Raw genomic sequence first — 12,862 nt, 5'->3', positions numbered from 1 at the left:
CTTGACCCGGCCCGCCTGCAGATCCTTCAGGTAAGGCTTGTTCGGGTCCGGTCCGCCGAGCGCGCCGTCGTAGGTCGCACGGTCGATCTTGAGCATGCGGCCGCTTGCGGTGAAGCTCACCATCTCCTTCTTGTTGACATAGGCAGAAGCGACGTTCAGCCGGCAAAAGAACGTCTTCTCTCCGTTGCCGACCACCCAGCCCCAGGCGCCGGACTTGCCCCTGGAGAGCTTGCCGGTGGCGTAGCCTTGCTTGGTGAGCGTCGCGTAACTCTCGGCCTGTGCAATACCGGGAACAAAGGCAAGAGCTACCGCGGCGACCGCCGCCAGGCGCTTGAAAGAAATAGACATCGAGATTCAACCCCCTTGAAGAAACAATAACGCAGCCTTCTAGGCGGGCGCCAACGGTCGATGCAACCATAACATGCAGTCGTCCTTAACGGCATCCGGACGGCCAGACACTCTGCCAGCCAGACAGGTGGAACGCAGGAATGAATGTTGACATCATCGCGCTCTGCATCTGAAGTTCGTCCGATGGATAGGGAGCTGCCTTGCACGACACAGCCGATTGAAATCTGCGATTGGTCCTCCGATTGGGCGGAGCGGTTTGCCACCAAGGCGAAGACGATCCGCCAGGTTTTGGGCGATCATGCCTTGCGTATCGACCATATCGGCTCCACCGCAATCCGTGGTCTGGCTGCCAAGCCGATCATCGATGTTCAGATTTCCGTTGCCGATCTGGAGTCCCTCGACGTCCTGGCGGAAAAAATGGCGGCGATCGGCTACCTGTGGCGGCCGCAGAATACCGATCTGACGAAACGCTACTTTCGTGAGCGCCCTGGCGACGAACGCACGCACATCCATGTGCGCCGAGCGGGAAGCTGGCAGGAACAATGGTCGCTGCTGTTTCGCGACTACATGCGTGCCCATGCCGCGGAACACGGCCCATACGTCGAGCTGAAGCGGGCATTGGCAAGCCGACATCGCCACGACCGGGCAGCCTATACCGAGGGCAAGTCGGAACACTTGTGGCAGGTCATTCGACGCGCGGATCGGTGGGCTGCGGCAAGCGGCTGGAGACCAGGTCCTTCCGATGCGTAGGCCGGTCTTCCGCTGCCCCGGCACAGCCTTAATCCGAGATCGGTGCGGTGGCCAATGATCGGCCGAATACGGTAGCTGCTGTCTGCATCGCAAGCCTGTCCTGCGAGCGACTGGTGTTTAGCCGCCTGCCCTTCGCCAAAGGAATGCGTGAAGCATCGCGAACTTGCTGCAGGTCCGGCCAAATTCCTCGCCCAAGGTCAACGGTGTCGGGATGCACGGTGGCAAACGAAAAAGGCCCCGGACGAACCGGGGCCTTTTTCGTTGGGTCTTGGTCGTACCGGCCTGAGCCGGAGCCGATCAATGTTCCTTGTTGGCGTAGACCGACTTCTTGGTGAGGTACACCAGGCCGGTGAAGATCAGCAGGAACACCATGACCATGAAGCCGGTGCGCTTGCGCTCTTCGAGGTGCGGCTCGGCGGCCCACATCAGGAACGCCGAAACGTCCTTTGCGTACTGGTCGACCGTCTGCGGCGTGCCATCGTCATAGGTGACCTGGTCGGCGGAGATCGGCTGAGCCATCGCCAGCGCGGCAGCGTTGGCGAAGTACGGGTTGTAGTGCGTGCCTTCAGCCACTTCGACGCCCTGCGGCGGATCCTGGTAGCCGGTCAGCAGCGCGTGGATGTAATCCGGGCCGCCTTCCTGGTAGGGCCAGAACATGTCGAAGATGAACTGCGGGAAGCCGCGCTCGATGCCGCGAGCCTTGGCGATCAGCGAGAAGTCCGGCGGAGCTGCACCGTTGTTCGATGCGGCAGCCGCTTCCTTGTTCGCGTAAGGCGACGGGAAGTGGTCGGAGGCGACAGCCTTGCGGGTGAACATCTCGCCGTCGGCGTTCGGGCCGTCCTGAACTTCGTAGTTCGCCGCAAAGGCCTTTACCTGGCCTTCCGAATAGCCCAGGCCTTCCAGCGTGCGGAAGGACACCAGGTTCATCGAGTGGCAGGCAGAACAGACTTCGGCGTAGACCTTCAGGCCGCGCTGAAGCTGACCCTTGTCGTAGTGACCGAAGGGACCGGCAAAGCTCCAGTCCTGCTGTTCCGGCTTGTGGATCGGATAGTGGGGCGTACCGCCGCCATGCTCCTCGCCGCCCTTCGCCTCTTCGGCAACAGCCGTACCGAGACCGAGACCAGCGACGACAGCGAGTGACAGAATGCCTGTAACAAGCTTTTTCATTGTTGTGGGTTCCTTATCAATCGCTGTTCTGATCAGGCGCGCGCGGCAGCCGGCTGCGCCTTGGCATTCTGCTTTTCCAGCACCGCTTCGGTGATGGAGTTCGGAATGCGCTTCGGCGTCTCGATCAGACCGAGGACCGGCAAGATGACGAGGAAGAAGCCGAAGTAGTACAGCGTGCCGATCTGCGACATCACGACGTACAGGCCTTCCGCCGGACGCGAGCCGAGCCAGCCGAGCAGGATGGCGTTGGCCACGAAGACCCAGAAGAACAGCTTGTACCACGGACGGTAGACGGCCGAGCGGACCTTGGACGTGTCGAGCCAGGGCAGGAAGAACAGGATGATGATCGAGCCGAACATCACCAGAACGCCACCGAGCTTGGAGTCGATCGGGCCGACATTGAAGGTGATCGCGCGCAGCATCGCGTAGAACGGCAGGTAGTACCATTCCGGAACGATGTGAGCGGGCGTCTTCAGCGCGTCAGCCGGAATGTAGTTGTCCGGGTGGCCGAGGAAGTTCGGCTGGTAGAAGACGAACCAGGCATAGATGATCAGGAAGACGGAAACGCCGAGTGCATCCTTCAGCGTCGCATAGGGCGTGAAGGGCACGGTGTCGGTCTTGGACTTGACTTCAACGCCGGTCGGGTTGGTCTGACCCGTTACGTGCAGGGCCCAGATGTGCAGGACGACGACGCCGGCGATCATGAAGGGCAGCAGGTAGTGCAGCGAGAAGAAGCGGTTCAGCGTCGGCTGATCAACGGCGAAGCCGCCGAGCAGGAACTGCTGGATCCACTCACCCACCAGCGGGAAGGCGGTGAAGAAGCCGGTGATAACGGTCGCGCCCCAGAAGGACATCTGACCCCAGGGCAGAACGTAGCCCATGAAGCCGGTCGCCATCATCAGGAGGTAGATGACCACACCGAGGATCCAGAGGATTTCGCGCGGAGCCTTGTACGAGCCGTAGTAGAGACCACGGGCGATGTGCAGGTAGACGGCGATGAAGAAGAAGGATGCGCCGTTGGCGTGCATGTAGCGCAGCAGCCAGCCGTGATTGACGTCGCGCATGATCTTCTCGACCGAGTTGAAGGCGACGGTCGTTTCAGCGGCGTAGTGCATGGCCAGCACGATACCGGTCAGGATCTGGACGATCAGCATGACCGAGAGCATGGCGCCGAAGGTGTAGGCGTAGTTCAGGTTCCGGGGAACCGGGTAGCTGATGAAGCTATCGTGAACGAGACGCGGCAACGGCAGACGGGAATCAACCCATTTCTCAATGCCAGTCGTCGGCGTGTAGGTTGAATGTTCAGCACTCATTATCAGTAGTCCCCTCAACCGATCTTGATAACTGTGTTGGATACGAACGAGAAGGTCGGCACGTGAAGGTTCTCCGGCGCCGGACCCTTACGGATGCGGCCGGCCGTATCGTAGTGCGAACCGTGGCAGGGACAGAACCAGCCACCGAAATCACCGGCCTGGCCAAGCGGCACGCAACCGAGATGGGTGCAGGAACCGATCATGACGATCCAGTTTTCCTTGCCTTCGCCGGCGGAACGATCGAGGTCGCTCGCGGAAGCGTCGGCCGGAAGGTTGGCGTTGCGCGCAACCTGGTCCTTAAGCTCGTCCAGCTTGACGGCCTTTGCCTCCTCGACTTCCTTCTCCGTACGGTTGCGGATGAAGATCGGCTTGCCGCGCCATTTCGCCGTCAGCGACATACCGGGCTGAAGGCTCGATACGTCGACCTCGATCGAAGCGAGCGCGAGCGTCGATGCGTCCGGACGCATCTGGTCGATGAACGGCCAGGCGACGGCACCAGCGCCGACGACGCCTGCCATACCGGTAGCCAGATAAAGGAAGTCGCGGCGAGTGGGCTCGCCCAAGGCCTCGCTTGAAGTGTCGTGTTCGCTCACGGCTAAACCATCCTCTCACGCAATATTGCGGAAACCGCATCCGCCCCCGGCGAAATTCCTGCCCCTTGCGGTTTGATCCAGGTCAAGGAACCACGCCCTATTCATAGTGCTGTCGCCCCATCGCCTTGCGGTTGCAAACGCGACATCGGCACAGAATCCGAAAAGAATCGGCGCGCGCACAGCACGCAGAATCCCCGTCAATCCGGCGCGTTCTATGCTTGATCGCAAATTATGTCCAGCCTTGACAAGGGCATGTGGGCAGATTGTCGCGGGGAAAAGCGCGGCCAATTGGCACAAGGACTTGACGGCCATCAGTTGGGCGGAATTTGCGCCCGCCGGATGGGCTTGAAGGCGTCCGTAAAGCGCCCTACTCCGCCGCCTCTTCCCGAGCGAGAAATCCGCCGGACTGGCGTGTCCAGAGCCCGGCGTAAAGCCCGCCGCGGGCGACAAGTTCGGCGTGCGTTCCCTGTTCGACGATCCGCCCCTTGTCCATTACCACCAGCCGGTCGAGCGCGGCGATCGTCGACAGCCGATGCGCGATCGCGAGCACCGTCTTGCCCTGCATCAGGCGGTCGAGATTGGACTGGATCGCCGCTTCGACTTCGGAATCGAGCGCCGAGGTCGCCTCGTCGAGCACGAGGATCGGCGCATCCTTCAGCATCACCCGGGCGATCGCGATGCGCTGCCGCTGTCCGCCCGAAAGCTTGACGCCGCGCTCGCCCACATGGGCGTCGAGCCCCTTGTGGCCGCGCTGGTCCTGAAGGTCGGCGATGAAGTCGTAGGCTTCGGCTTTCCGAGCCGCAGCGATCAGTTGCTCCTCGTTCGCGTCGGGACGGCCGAAGAGGATGTTGTCGCGGATCGAGCGATGCAGAAGCGAAGTATCCTGGCTGACCATGCCGACCTGGGCGCGCAGCGACTCTTGCCTGACGGACGCGATATCCTGGCCGTCGATCAGGATGCGCCCGCTCTCAAGATCGTAGAAGCGCAACAGGAGATTGACGAGCGTCGACTTGCCGGCTCCGGAACGGCCGACGATGCCCACCTTCTCGCCCGGGCGCACCACGAGCGAGAAATCGTCGATGACGCGGTCGCCCTTGCCGTAGTGGAAGCGGACGTGCTCGAAGCGGATTTCCGGCTTGCTCACGGCCAGTTCCGTCGCATCGGGCCGATCGACGAGACCTATCGGCTGAGAGACCAGTTCGGCCGAGTTCTGGATCGTGCCGATGTTGCGCATGATCGAGTTGAACTGCGTCATCATGCGGCCAAGCAGCATGTTGAGCCGGAGCACCAGTGCCAGCGTGAAGGCGACCGCGCCGGAACTGATCGAGCCTGCGAGCCAGAGATGGATGGCGTAGACCGCGATCGCCGTGATCATCAAGCCGGAAAGCAGTGCCAGCGAGGCGCGCACGGCCGTCAAGAGCCGCGTGAACGGGATGACCGCGCGCTGGAACCGGTCGAAGCCGCCGCGAATATAGCGGTCGTTCTCCTCGTCGCGCCCGAAGAGCTTCAATGTCTGGATGTTGGAATAGGCATCGACCATGCGACCGTTCAGCATCGACGCCATTTCGGCGGTATCGCGGGCGTGCTTGCGGATGCGTGGAACGAAAAAGCGCGCCAGCACCAGGAAGACGACGATCCAGAAGCCGACCATCGCGGCCAGACGCCAGTCGAGCTGTGCCACCAGCGCCATAGTGGACGCCGTGTAGATGACGATGAACCAGACGACCTGCAGCAGCGAGACGAGCAGGTCGCTCGTTGCCTGCGCGCCGGCCCAGACCTTGGTGACGATGCGGCCGGAAAAGTCGTTCTGGAAGAAGGTCAGCGACTGCCGGGCGACGTGCACGTAGGATTGCCAACGCACCAGGTTCAAAAAGCCTGTCGTGATCGCCTGTTCTTCGACGAGCGCCGCTAACGACACCGCGATGAAACGGAAGACCATGACCGTCAGGAGCATGAACAGAAGCTCCGGGCCATTGGCGGCGATCAACCCGCTCCAGCCAGCTTCCGGCTTCACGGTGTCGAGCAGATCGACGAGCCGCCCGACGAAGTAGAAAAGACCCGCCTCCAGCATGGCGACGAGGCCGCCCAAGACGGCCATAGCGATGAACGGTCCCTTGGCCTGTCTGGCGTAGAACCAGGCAAACCCCCAGAGCGATTTCGGCGGCTGCAGGCGCTCGCGCGGTGCGAAGGGCTTGATCCAGTTCTCGAAGAGGCTGACGATGGCGCTGAGCATGGTTCCGATATAGGCGGTTCGGCAGGAACAGCAATCGGTTTCGACACAATTGCAGATTACAAATGCGTAACGTCTAACAAAGAGGCCCGCCGCTCTTTCGAACGGCGGGTCTTGGTTGCTTATTCTGCGGCCTCTTCCTTCTCGACGTCGTCGGCGATGAAGCCACCCGACTGGCGAGACCAGAGGTCGGCGTAGAGACCGCCATGGGCAACGAGCTCGGCATGCGAGCCGGTCTCGACGATGCGGCCGGCCTCGAGGATCACCAGCCGGTCCATCTCCGTCAGCGTCGACAGGCGGTGGGCGATCGCGATCACCGTCTTGCCGGCCATCAGCGCGAACAGGTTCTCCTGGATCGCCTGTTCGACTTCGGAATCGAGCGCCGAGGTCGCCTCGTCGAGGATCAGGATCGGCGCGTCCTTCAAGAACACGCGCGCGATCGCGATACGCTGGCGCTGGCCGCCGGAAAGCTTGACGCCGCGTTCCCCGACCTGCGCGTCCAGGCCCTTGCGGCCCTGGTTGTCCTCGAGCCCCTGGACGAAGTCCCAGGCGTTCGCCTTCTTGGCCGCCGCAATGATCGCCTCGTCGTCCGCTTCCGGATGGCCATAGGCGATGTTGTCGCGAATGGAGCGGTGCAAGAGCGAGGTGTCTTGCGTCACGACGCCGATCTGCGAGCGCAGGCTGTCCTGCGTGACGGTGGAGATATCCTTGCCGTCGATCCGGATCGCACCGTCCTCCAGGTCGTAGAAGCGCAACAGCAGGTTCATCAGCGTCGTCTTGCCCGCACCCGAGCGACCGACGAGGCCGATCTTCTCACCCGGCTTGATGTCGAGCGACAGGTGATCGATGACGCCCTTGGCCTTGCCGTAGTGGAAGCGGATGTTGTCGAAGGCAATCGCCCCCTTGTCCGCTGTCAGCGCCTTGGCGTCCGGCTCGTCGACGATGTCGTGCGCCTTGGTCATCATGCCGATGCCGTCATAGACCGTGCCGATATTCTCGAACAGCGCCGAGACTTCCCACATGATCCACTGCGACATGCCGTTGATGCGCATCGCAAGGCCGACGGCGATCGCGATCGCGCCGACGGAGATCGCACTCGTCAGCCACAGATGGATGCCAAGCGTTGCGATCGCAAAGAGCGCGATACTGTTGTTGGCATAGACCAGCACGTGGAACAGCGTCACCTTGCGCATCTGGCGATGCACGGTGTCGAGGAAGCCGTCCATGCCGTCGCGCGCATAGCCTTCCTCGCGGCCGGCATGCGAGAACAGCTTGACTGTACCGATATTGGTGTAGCTGTCGACGATCCGGCCGGTCATCATCGAGCGCGCGTCCGCCTGCTCCTTGGAGATCTTCTGCAGCCGCGGCACAAAATAGCTGACGATGCAGATGTAGATTGCCAGCCAGATGCCGAGCGGGATCACCAGCCGCCAGTCGGCGGTGGCGACGACGGCGAGCATCGTGACGAAGTAGCTGACGACATAGACGAAGACGTCGAGGATCTTCATCACGGTTTCGCGCACGGCTAGCGACGTCTGCATGACTTTCGTTGCCACGCGTCCGGCGAACTCGTTGGCAAAGAAGGTCATGCTCTGGCGCAGCAGGTAGCGGTGCATCTGCCAGCGGGCGATCATCGGATAGTTGCCGAGCAGCACCTGATGCATGATCAGCGAATCGATCGCCACGAGGCCCGGCAGGCCGATGAGGACGAGCGCACCCATCCAGAACAGCCGTCCGCCTTCGGCGGCGAGGAAGCTCTCGCGGTCGGCGCTCGACAGCCAGTCCACCATGTTGCCGAGGAACTGGAACAGCGCCACTTCGCCAATGGCGATCAGCGCCGTACAGACGGACATGATGATGAGCCACGGCGCAGCCGGCTTGGAGTAGTGCCAGCAGAAGCCGAACAGAGTCTTCGGCGGAACCGTCGGCTCCTCCGGCGGATAGGGATTGAGGCGGGATTCAAACCAGCCAAACATAACATTGCTCCTTCAGAGTATTTTGAAGGAAAGCGGGATTTCGCCCCGCATTCTTATGATGAAAAAGTCAGTCCGGAAATGCAGCCCGCAAAGGGCTTCGTCTTCCGGAGTCCCGGAAGCGCGTCGATCTCGGTTAAAAGATAGGTCGCGGAACCGGTCAGGCCAAACGGTGGCCCACTACTCCAGGAAGGCGTGTCAACATCAATACATTCATGTTTGCCTCCGTCGGTTCGCGTTGAAGAGCTCCGATCTCTACCCTTATTCGCGCTCGCATGCCAGATTGTCGCAGGCACTTTCTTGCCCAATTTTTCATCGCTCCGACCGCTGTTGCCGTTTCGGCACAGATTAGCGCAGGCAATATGAGCGACCTCAAAAGCAAGCAGCGCCGGATGTTTCGCAGCGGAGAACAAGGATGATCGCTTCATCGGACGCGCCTCCTGACCTTCAAGGTGTCGGCTTTCTCCTGCGGCGCCCCCGCGAGGGTGACGCAGACGCGCGCCTGAGGCTCGGCCGCCATCCGGATATCTACCGGATGTTCGGTTCGGGCAGGTCGTTTCCCGGCCTCTTCGGCCACGGTGAAGCGGCCGCCTGGATCATCGATCAGGACGGCCTCGTCGGCGAAGTGCGGCTCGACAACATCAACCGCGCCGATCGCCGCGCGAACTTCGCCATCGGCATTTTCGATCCGGATCGCCTTGGCAAGGGTCTTGGCACGGCGGTCATCAAGCGGGTATTGGCCTATGCCTTCGACGAACTTGCCCTTCATCGGGTCTCGCTGAGGGTCCTCGCCTTCAACGAGCGGGCGATTGCGGCCTATCTCAAGTCCGGTTTCTCGATCGAGGGCCGCGAACGCGAATCGGCGCTGATCGACGGTGAGTGGCACGACGACATCATGATGGGCATCCTGGCTGCGGATTTCGATACGCGGCGCAACGCCCCCGGAAACGAGTAACCTGACGTGAGCAATCTGCGCATCGCCCTCTACCAGCCCGATATTCCCGGCAATACCGGCACGATCCTGCGCATGGCCGCCTGTCTCGGGCTTTCGGTCGATGTGATCGAGCCGGCCGGCTTCGACCTCTCCGACCGAAACCTGAAGCGCGCCGGCATGGACTACATCGCGTCGGTGGCGCTCACTCGTCACGTCAACTGGGAGCGCTTCGAAGAGTGGCGCTCGGCGAGCGGACGTCGGCTGGTGCTCGCCTCCACCAAGGCTGCCCTGCCCTATACGCGCTATGATTTCCGCCCAGACGACATCCTGCTTTTCGGGCGGGAAAGCGCCGGCGTGCCCGATCACGTGCACGAGCGCGCCGATGGCCGCATCCTCATTCCGATGGCCGACGGCCAGCGCTCGCTGAACATCGCGATCTCCGCCGCGATGATTGCGGGCGAAGCGATCCGGCAGGTTTCGCCGATTTGATACCGTCTCCATAGCCGTCTCCTTGGCGGCAGGCCGAGCTCTTTGAGAGACCGGCCGAGAGCCCTCGTTTCCAACGTTACGCCGCGACTTCGTTGTAAGGTTTGCTCTTGCGCGCCTGCTTCAGCACCGGCGCCCACCAGGTCAGGCGATCCATCATCAAAAACAGCGGCGCGCGGAGCTCCTCCGGTTTATAGAGGTTGCCGGCAGCATCGAACTTCGACCACGCCTTCGGGAAGGCCACGCCGTCGCGCAGTGTCACCGTGTGCAACTCTCCAAACACCTGGCGCAATTGCTCGACCGCGCGAATGCCGCCCGAGGCGCCGCCGTAAGAGACGAAGGCGACCGGCTTTGCGTGCCAGGGCTCGTAGACAGAGTCGATCAGTTCCTTCAGCGCCGCCGGGTAGCCGTGGTTGTATTCGGGCGTAACGACGATGAAGGCATCCGCCTCGGCGATCTTGCGCTCCAGCCATTCGCCGGGATTGACCGCCGCGCCAAGGCCGCGCGACGTTCTGAGCCGCGCCGGGTCGATGATCGTCAGCGAGAAGGTGTCGGAAGCCGATAGTTCCCGGATCAGCCAATTGGCGACCGTGTCGCAGAAGCGACCCTGCCGCGCGCTGCCATAGATCACGGCGAGGGTCATTTTCTCAGTCATGGGGATCAAGCTCCTGTTGTCTCAGTCATGGAGCCAATGCTATAAAACCTCAAGATTAGTTGAGGTCAATAGCCGTTATGACGATTGTGAAACAAAGCGAATTGCGCCGCGAACTGACCGTGGGCGAAGTGGCGGAGCGCAGCGGCGTCGCCGTCTCCACCCTGCATTTCTACGAGGCCAAGGGGCTGATCCGCAGCAACCGCACCCGCGGCAACCAGCGCCGCTATCCGCGCGGCGTGCTCAGGCGCGTCGCCGTCATCAAGGTGGCGCAGCGCACCGGCATTCCATTGTCGGAAATCCAGGACGCTTTGTCGGTTTTGCCGGACGATCGTCCGCTGACGGTCGAGGATTGGGGCAGATTGTCCGAAAACTGGCGCGAACAGCTGAACGAACGCATCGCCAGCCTGATGGCGTTGCGCGACCATCTGACGAGCTGCATCGGCTGCGGCTGCCTGTCGCTGCGCGAATGTCCTCTGCGCAATCCGCACGACGTGCTGTCGATGGAAGGCGCCGGCCCAAGGCTCATGGATGAAGACAGCCACCCTTGAGCGGCCGCCACGACCAAAGGTGCCTACGCATGGTCATTGTGGGGAAAAGAAGATGAAGTCAGAACTAAGAGGCCGAGTTGCGATAGTCCTTCCTCTTCTCGCTCTCATCCTGTTCTCATGGTTCTATTATCTTGACGATCGCGCATGCGCCGCAGGGGATCAGCAATGCGCCGTCAATACATTCCTGGCGCTTGCCCTGGGGACCGTGATACTCGGGCTGGTAGCCATCATTAATCTATTGATTCTTCTCGGAAAAACTCTGATTTATATTCAGGATCGAAATCGAGGTTGAGCGCTGTGCTACCTTGGCTCGCAGGGAATCTGGCGCGTTTGTTGACGTGACCGGTGATCTCTGAAAAAGCGGCAGGGCGATGGATCAATCCGCGGTCGGCAGGCGGCGCATCGTAAACTCGATCTCGTCGCCCTCGAGCTGGCGCCAGCTTTCCACCTCGGTCCAGTAGGCGGCCTTCGGCCAGGTGTCGAACCATTCCCGCGCTTTTGCACGGGCAGCACTGCGGTCGAGCCGAAAGGTTTCCCGCACGAAAAGGCCGTCGCCTCGTGTCGGATTTTCCCGGCGATGCCGGGCGATCTGCCGCCGCAATCCATCGAGCGGCGGGCCTGCAGGTATTCTTGCCATGGGCTATACCTCTGGATTGTAAGATAGTGAGGCAAGCCTGCCTTTGCCAGAGCTTTGTGTAGGCGGGTTTCGCCGAGGCCAAGGACACGCCGCGACCGAGTGGCCGAAGCGCTGGACCGCCGTTGCCATCAGCGCCAAAGTGTGAACTGTGGCGACTTCAATCGAATCGGCGGCATCTCATCGGGAAATCCCGCCAACAGGACGTAATTTCATGGAACGACCGCAGCTACCCCAGGGGCTCCCCGCAGACATCGAAGACAAGAAGGCGGAGGCGCGTGCATGGTTCGAAGGGCTGCGCGACACCATCTGCGCCGCCTTCGAGGCGGTGGAGGATGAGCTGACCGGGCCGCTTTCCGACCGTCCCCCCGGGCGCTTCGTTGCCAAGGACTGGAGCCGTGAGGATGGCAAGGGCGGCGGTGGCCGCATGTCGATGATGGAAGGCCGCGTCTTCGAAAAGGTCGGCGTGCACACCTCGACCGTTTACGGCGAGTTCTCGCCCGAATTCCGCAGCCAGATCCCGGGCGCAGCCGAAGATCCCCGTTTCTGGGCCTCGGGCATTTCGCTGATCGCCCATCCGGTCAATCCCAACGTACCGGCCGTTCACATGAACACCCGCATGGTGGTGACGACCAGCAACTGGTTCGGCGGCGGCGCCGACCTCACCCCGGTGCTCGATCGCCGTCGCGTCATGACGGATCCCGACACGCAGCTCTTCCACCGCGCGATGGAGATCACTTGCGGGCGCCATGCGGTCGCCGACCATGCCAAGTTCAAGAAGTGGTGCGACGACTACTTCTTCCTGCCCCATCGCAACGAGGCGCGCGGAACCGGTGGCATCTTCTACGACTGGCTGCATTCCTCGGAAGAGCAAGGCGGCTGGGACGCCGATTTCGCCTTCACCCGTGATGTCGGCAAGGCGTTCGCCATCGTCTATCCGAAGATCGTGCGCACCAATTTCAATGCGCCCTGGACCGAAAACGACCGCGACGAACAGCTGGTGCGCCGCGGCCGCTATGTCGAGTTCAACCTGCTCTACGATCGCGGCACCATCTTCGGCCTGAAGACCGGCGGCAATGTCGAGTCGATCCTGTCGTCCCTGCCCCCGGTCGTGCGCTGGCCGTAAACTCAGCAGCTTAGACAGGCAGAGAGAAGCGCTCGCACCGCGCAGATGCGCTTCTTCTCCGGGAGCGCGTCATAGCGCGATCGAGCCGATGAATGGCCCGCTGAC

The 12,862-nt window shown here is 61.9% G+C and carries 14 protein-coding genes; 6 read left to right on the top strand and 8 right to left on the bottom strand.

What is annotated here, in order from left to right; genetic code table 11:
• A partial coding sequence (locus tag ASE71_RS23230) for a hypothetical protein (RefSeq protein ID WP_060634972.1) occupies nucleotides 1–348 on the bottom strand: 348 nt, incomplete at its 3' end.
• Between the two features lie 183 nt (nucleotides 349–531).
• On the opposite strand from ASE71_RS23230, the gene ASE71_RS23225 reads away from it, so the two are divergent.
• The gene (locus ASE71_RS23225; protein ID WP_060520715.1) at nucleotides 532–1,098 is read left to right on the top strand and encodes a GrpB family protein; all 567 of its coding nucleotides are present in this window, start codon (nucleotides 532–534) and stop codon (nucleotides 1,096–1,098) included.
• Nucleotides 1,099–1,395: 297 nt separating this feature from the next.
• Here the strand turns inward: ASE71_RS23225 and ASE71_RS23220 are convergent, their stop codons facing one another.
• The 5 genes from ASE71_RS23220 to ASE71_RS23200 all read right to left on the bottom strand — a co-directional run bounded on the left by ASE71_RS23220 (nucleotide 1,396) and on the right by ASE71_RS23200 (nucleotide 8,377).
• Nucleotides 1,396–2,265 (bottom strand): cytochrome c1, encoded by an 870-nt coding sequence (locus tag ASE71_RS23220; protein ID WP_034794986.1) that lies wholly within the window; start codon nucleotides 2,263–2,265, stop codon nucleotides 1,396–1,398.
• A gap of 32 nt (nucleotides 2,266–2,297) precedes the next feature.
• The gene (locus ASE71_RS23215; protein WP_034794990.1) at nucleotides 2,298–3,578 is read right to left on the bottom strand and encodes a cytochrome b; all 1,281 of its coding nucleotides are present in this window, start codon (nucleotides 3,576–3,578) and stop codon (nucleotides 2,298–2,300) included.
• 14 nt (nucleotides 3,579–3,592) lie between these two features.
• Entirely contained in the window at nucleotides 3,593–4,171 is a 579-nt protein-coding gene (gene petA / locus ASE71_RS23210) for a ubiquinol-cytochrome c reductase iron-sulfur subunit (RefSeq protein WP_060520714.1), read from the bottom strand.
• A gap of 367 nt (nucleotides 4,172–4,538) precedes the next feature.
• Nucleotides 4,539–6,404 (bottom strand): ABC transporter ATP-binding protein, encoded by a 1,866-nt coding sequence (locus ASE71_RS23205; protein WP_060520713.1) that lies wholly within the window; start codon nucleotides 6,402–6,404, stop codon nucleotides 4,539–4,541.
• A 119-nt stretch (nucleotides 6,405–6,523) separates the two neighbouring features.
• Nucleotides 6,524–8,377 carry an ABC transporter ATP-binding protein gene (locus tag ASE71_RS23200; RefSeq protein WP_060520712.1) on the bottom strand — a complete coding sequence of 618 codons (1,854 nt, stop codon included), beginning with the start codon at nucleotides 8,375–8,377 and terminating at the stop codon, nucleotides 6,524–6,526.
• Between the two features lie 412 nt (nucleotides 8,378–8,789).
• Between ASE71_RS23200 and ASE71_RS23195 the strand changes: the two genes are divergently transcribed.
• Together ASE71_RS23195 and ASE71_RS23190 are read left to right on the top strand one after the other, a co-directional pair.
• Nucleotides 8,790–9,329, top strand: a complete 540-nt coding sequence (locus ASE71_RS23195) for a GNAT family N-acetyltransferase (protein WP_060520711.1) — start codon at nucleotides 8,790–8,792, stop codon at nucleotides 9,327–9,329.
• 6 nt (nucleotides 9,330–9,335) lie between these two features.
• Nucleotides 9,336–9,797, top strand: coding sequence for a tRNA (cytidine(34)-2'-O)-methyltransferase (locus tag ASE71_RS23190; protein ID WP_034795003.1), 462 nt, complete (start codon nucleotides 9,336–9,338; stop codon nucleotides 9,795–9,797).
• Nucleotides 9,798–9,873: 76 nt separating this feature from the next.
• On the opposite strand, the gene ASE71_RS23185 is transcribed toward ASE71_RS23190, so the two are convergent.
• The gene (locus tag ASE71_RS23185; RefSeq protein WP_060520710.1) at nucleotides 9,874–10,449 is read right to left on the bottom strand and encodes an NADPH-dependent FMN reductase; all 576 of its coding nucleotides are present in this window, start codon (nucleotides 10,447–10,449) and stop codon (nucleotides 9,874–9,876) included.
• Between the two features lie 77 nt (nucleotides 10,450–10,526).
• Between ASE71_RS23185 and soxR the strand changes: the two genes are divergently transcribed.
• Both soxR and ASE71_RS23175 read left to right on the top strand, forming a co-directional pair.
• A complete protein-coding gene (soxR, locus tag ASE71_RS23180; RefSeq protein ID WP_034795010.1) occupies nucleotides 10,527–10,997 on the top strand; it encodes a redox-sensitive transcriptional activator SoxR in 471 nt (156 codons plus the stop codon).
• A gap of 52 nt (nucleotides 10,998–11,049) precedes the next feature.
• The gene (locus ASE71_RS23175) at nucleotides 11,050–11,289 is read left to right on the top strand and encodes a hypothetical protein (RefSeq protein WP_034795013.1); all 240 of its coding nucleotides are present in this window, start codon (nucleotides 11,050–11,052) and stop codon (nucleotides 11,287–11,289) included.
• An 84-nt stretch (nucleotides 11,290–11,373) separates the two neighbouring features.
• Here ASE71_RS23175 and ASE71_RS23170 read toward each other — a convergent pair whose 3' ends face one another.
• Complete coding sequence (locus ASE71_RS23170) at nucleotides 11,374–11,634, bottom strand: hypothetical protein (protein WP_034795016.1); 261 nt, start codon at nucleotides 11,632–11,634, stop codon at nucleotides 11,374–11,376.
• Nucleotides 11,635–11,845: 211 nt separating this feature from the next.
• Here ASE71_RS23170 and hemF point away from each other — a divergent pair, with 211 nt between their 5' ends.
• On the top strand, nucleotides 11,846–12,757 hold the full coding sequence (gene hemF / locus ASE71_RS23165; protein ID WP_060520709.1) for an oxygen-dependent coproporphyrinogen oxidase: 912 nt from the start codon (nucleotides 11,846–11,848) through the stop codon (nucleotides 12,755–12,757).
• Nucleotides 12,758–12,862 lie beyond the last annotated feature (105 nt).

It is taken from the genome of Ensifer sp. Root954 (assembly GCF_001429005.1).
GTDB classification, from domain to species: domain Bacteria; phylum Pseudomonadota; class Alphaproteobacteria; order Rhizobiales; family Rhizobiaceae; genus Ensifer; species Ensifer adhaerens.
This window is presented reverse-complemented; position numbering and strand designations above follow the sequence as displayed.

Bases quoted from the DNA above. Each gene is read 5' to 3' on its own strand.
- ASE71_RS23225 (WP_060520715.1), top strand. From the start codon at position 532: ATGGATAGGGAGCTGCCTTGCACGACACAGCCGATTGAAATCTGCGAT.
- ASE71_RS23220 (WP_034794986.1), bottom strand. From the start codon at position 2,265: ATGAAAAAGCTTGTTACAGGCATTCTGTCACTCGCTGTCGTCGCTGGT.
- ASE71_RS23215 (WP_034794990.1), bottom strand. From the start codon at position 3,578: ATGAGTGCTGAACATTCAACCTACACGCCGACGACTGGCATTGAGAAA.
- ASE71_RS23205 (WP_060520713.1), bottom strand. From the start codon at position 6,404: ATGCTCAGCGCCATCGTCAGCCTCTTCGAGAACTGGATCAAGCCCTTC.
- ASE71_RS23200 (WP_060520712.1), bottom strand. From the start codon at position 8,377: ATGTTTGGCTGGTTTGAATCCCGCCTCAATCCCTATCCGCCGGAGGAG.
- ASE71_RS23195 (WP_060520711.1), top strand. From the start codon at position 8,790: ATGATCGCTTCATCGGACGCGCCTCCTGACCTTCAAGGTGTCGGCTTT.
- ASE71_RS23185 (WP_060520710.1), bottom strand. From the start codon at position 10,449: ATGACTGAGAAAATGACCCTCGCCGTGATCTATGGCAGCGCGCGGCAG.
- soxR (WP_034795010.1), top strand. From the start codon at position 10,527: ATGACGATTGTGAAACAAAGCGAATTGCGCCGCGAACTGACCGTGGGC.
- ASE71_RS23175 (WP_034795013.1), top strand. From the start codon at position 11,050: ATGAAGTCAGAACTAAGAGGCCGAGTTGCGATAGTCCTTCCTCTTCTC.
- ASE71_RS23170 (WP_034795016.1), bottom strand. From the start codon at position 11,634: ATGGCAAGAATACCTGCAGGCCCGCCGCTCGATGGATTGCGGCGGCAG.
- hemF (WP_060520709.1), top strand. From the start codon at position 11,846: ATGGAACGACCGCAGCTACCCCAGGGGCTCCCCGCAGACATCGAAGAC.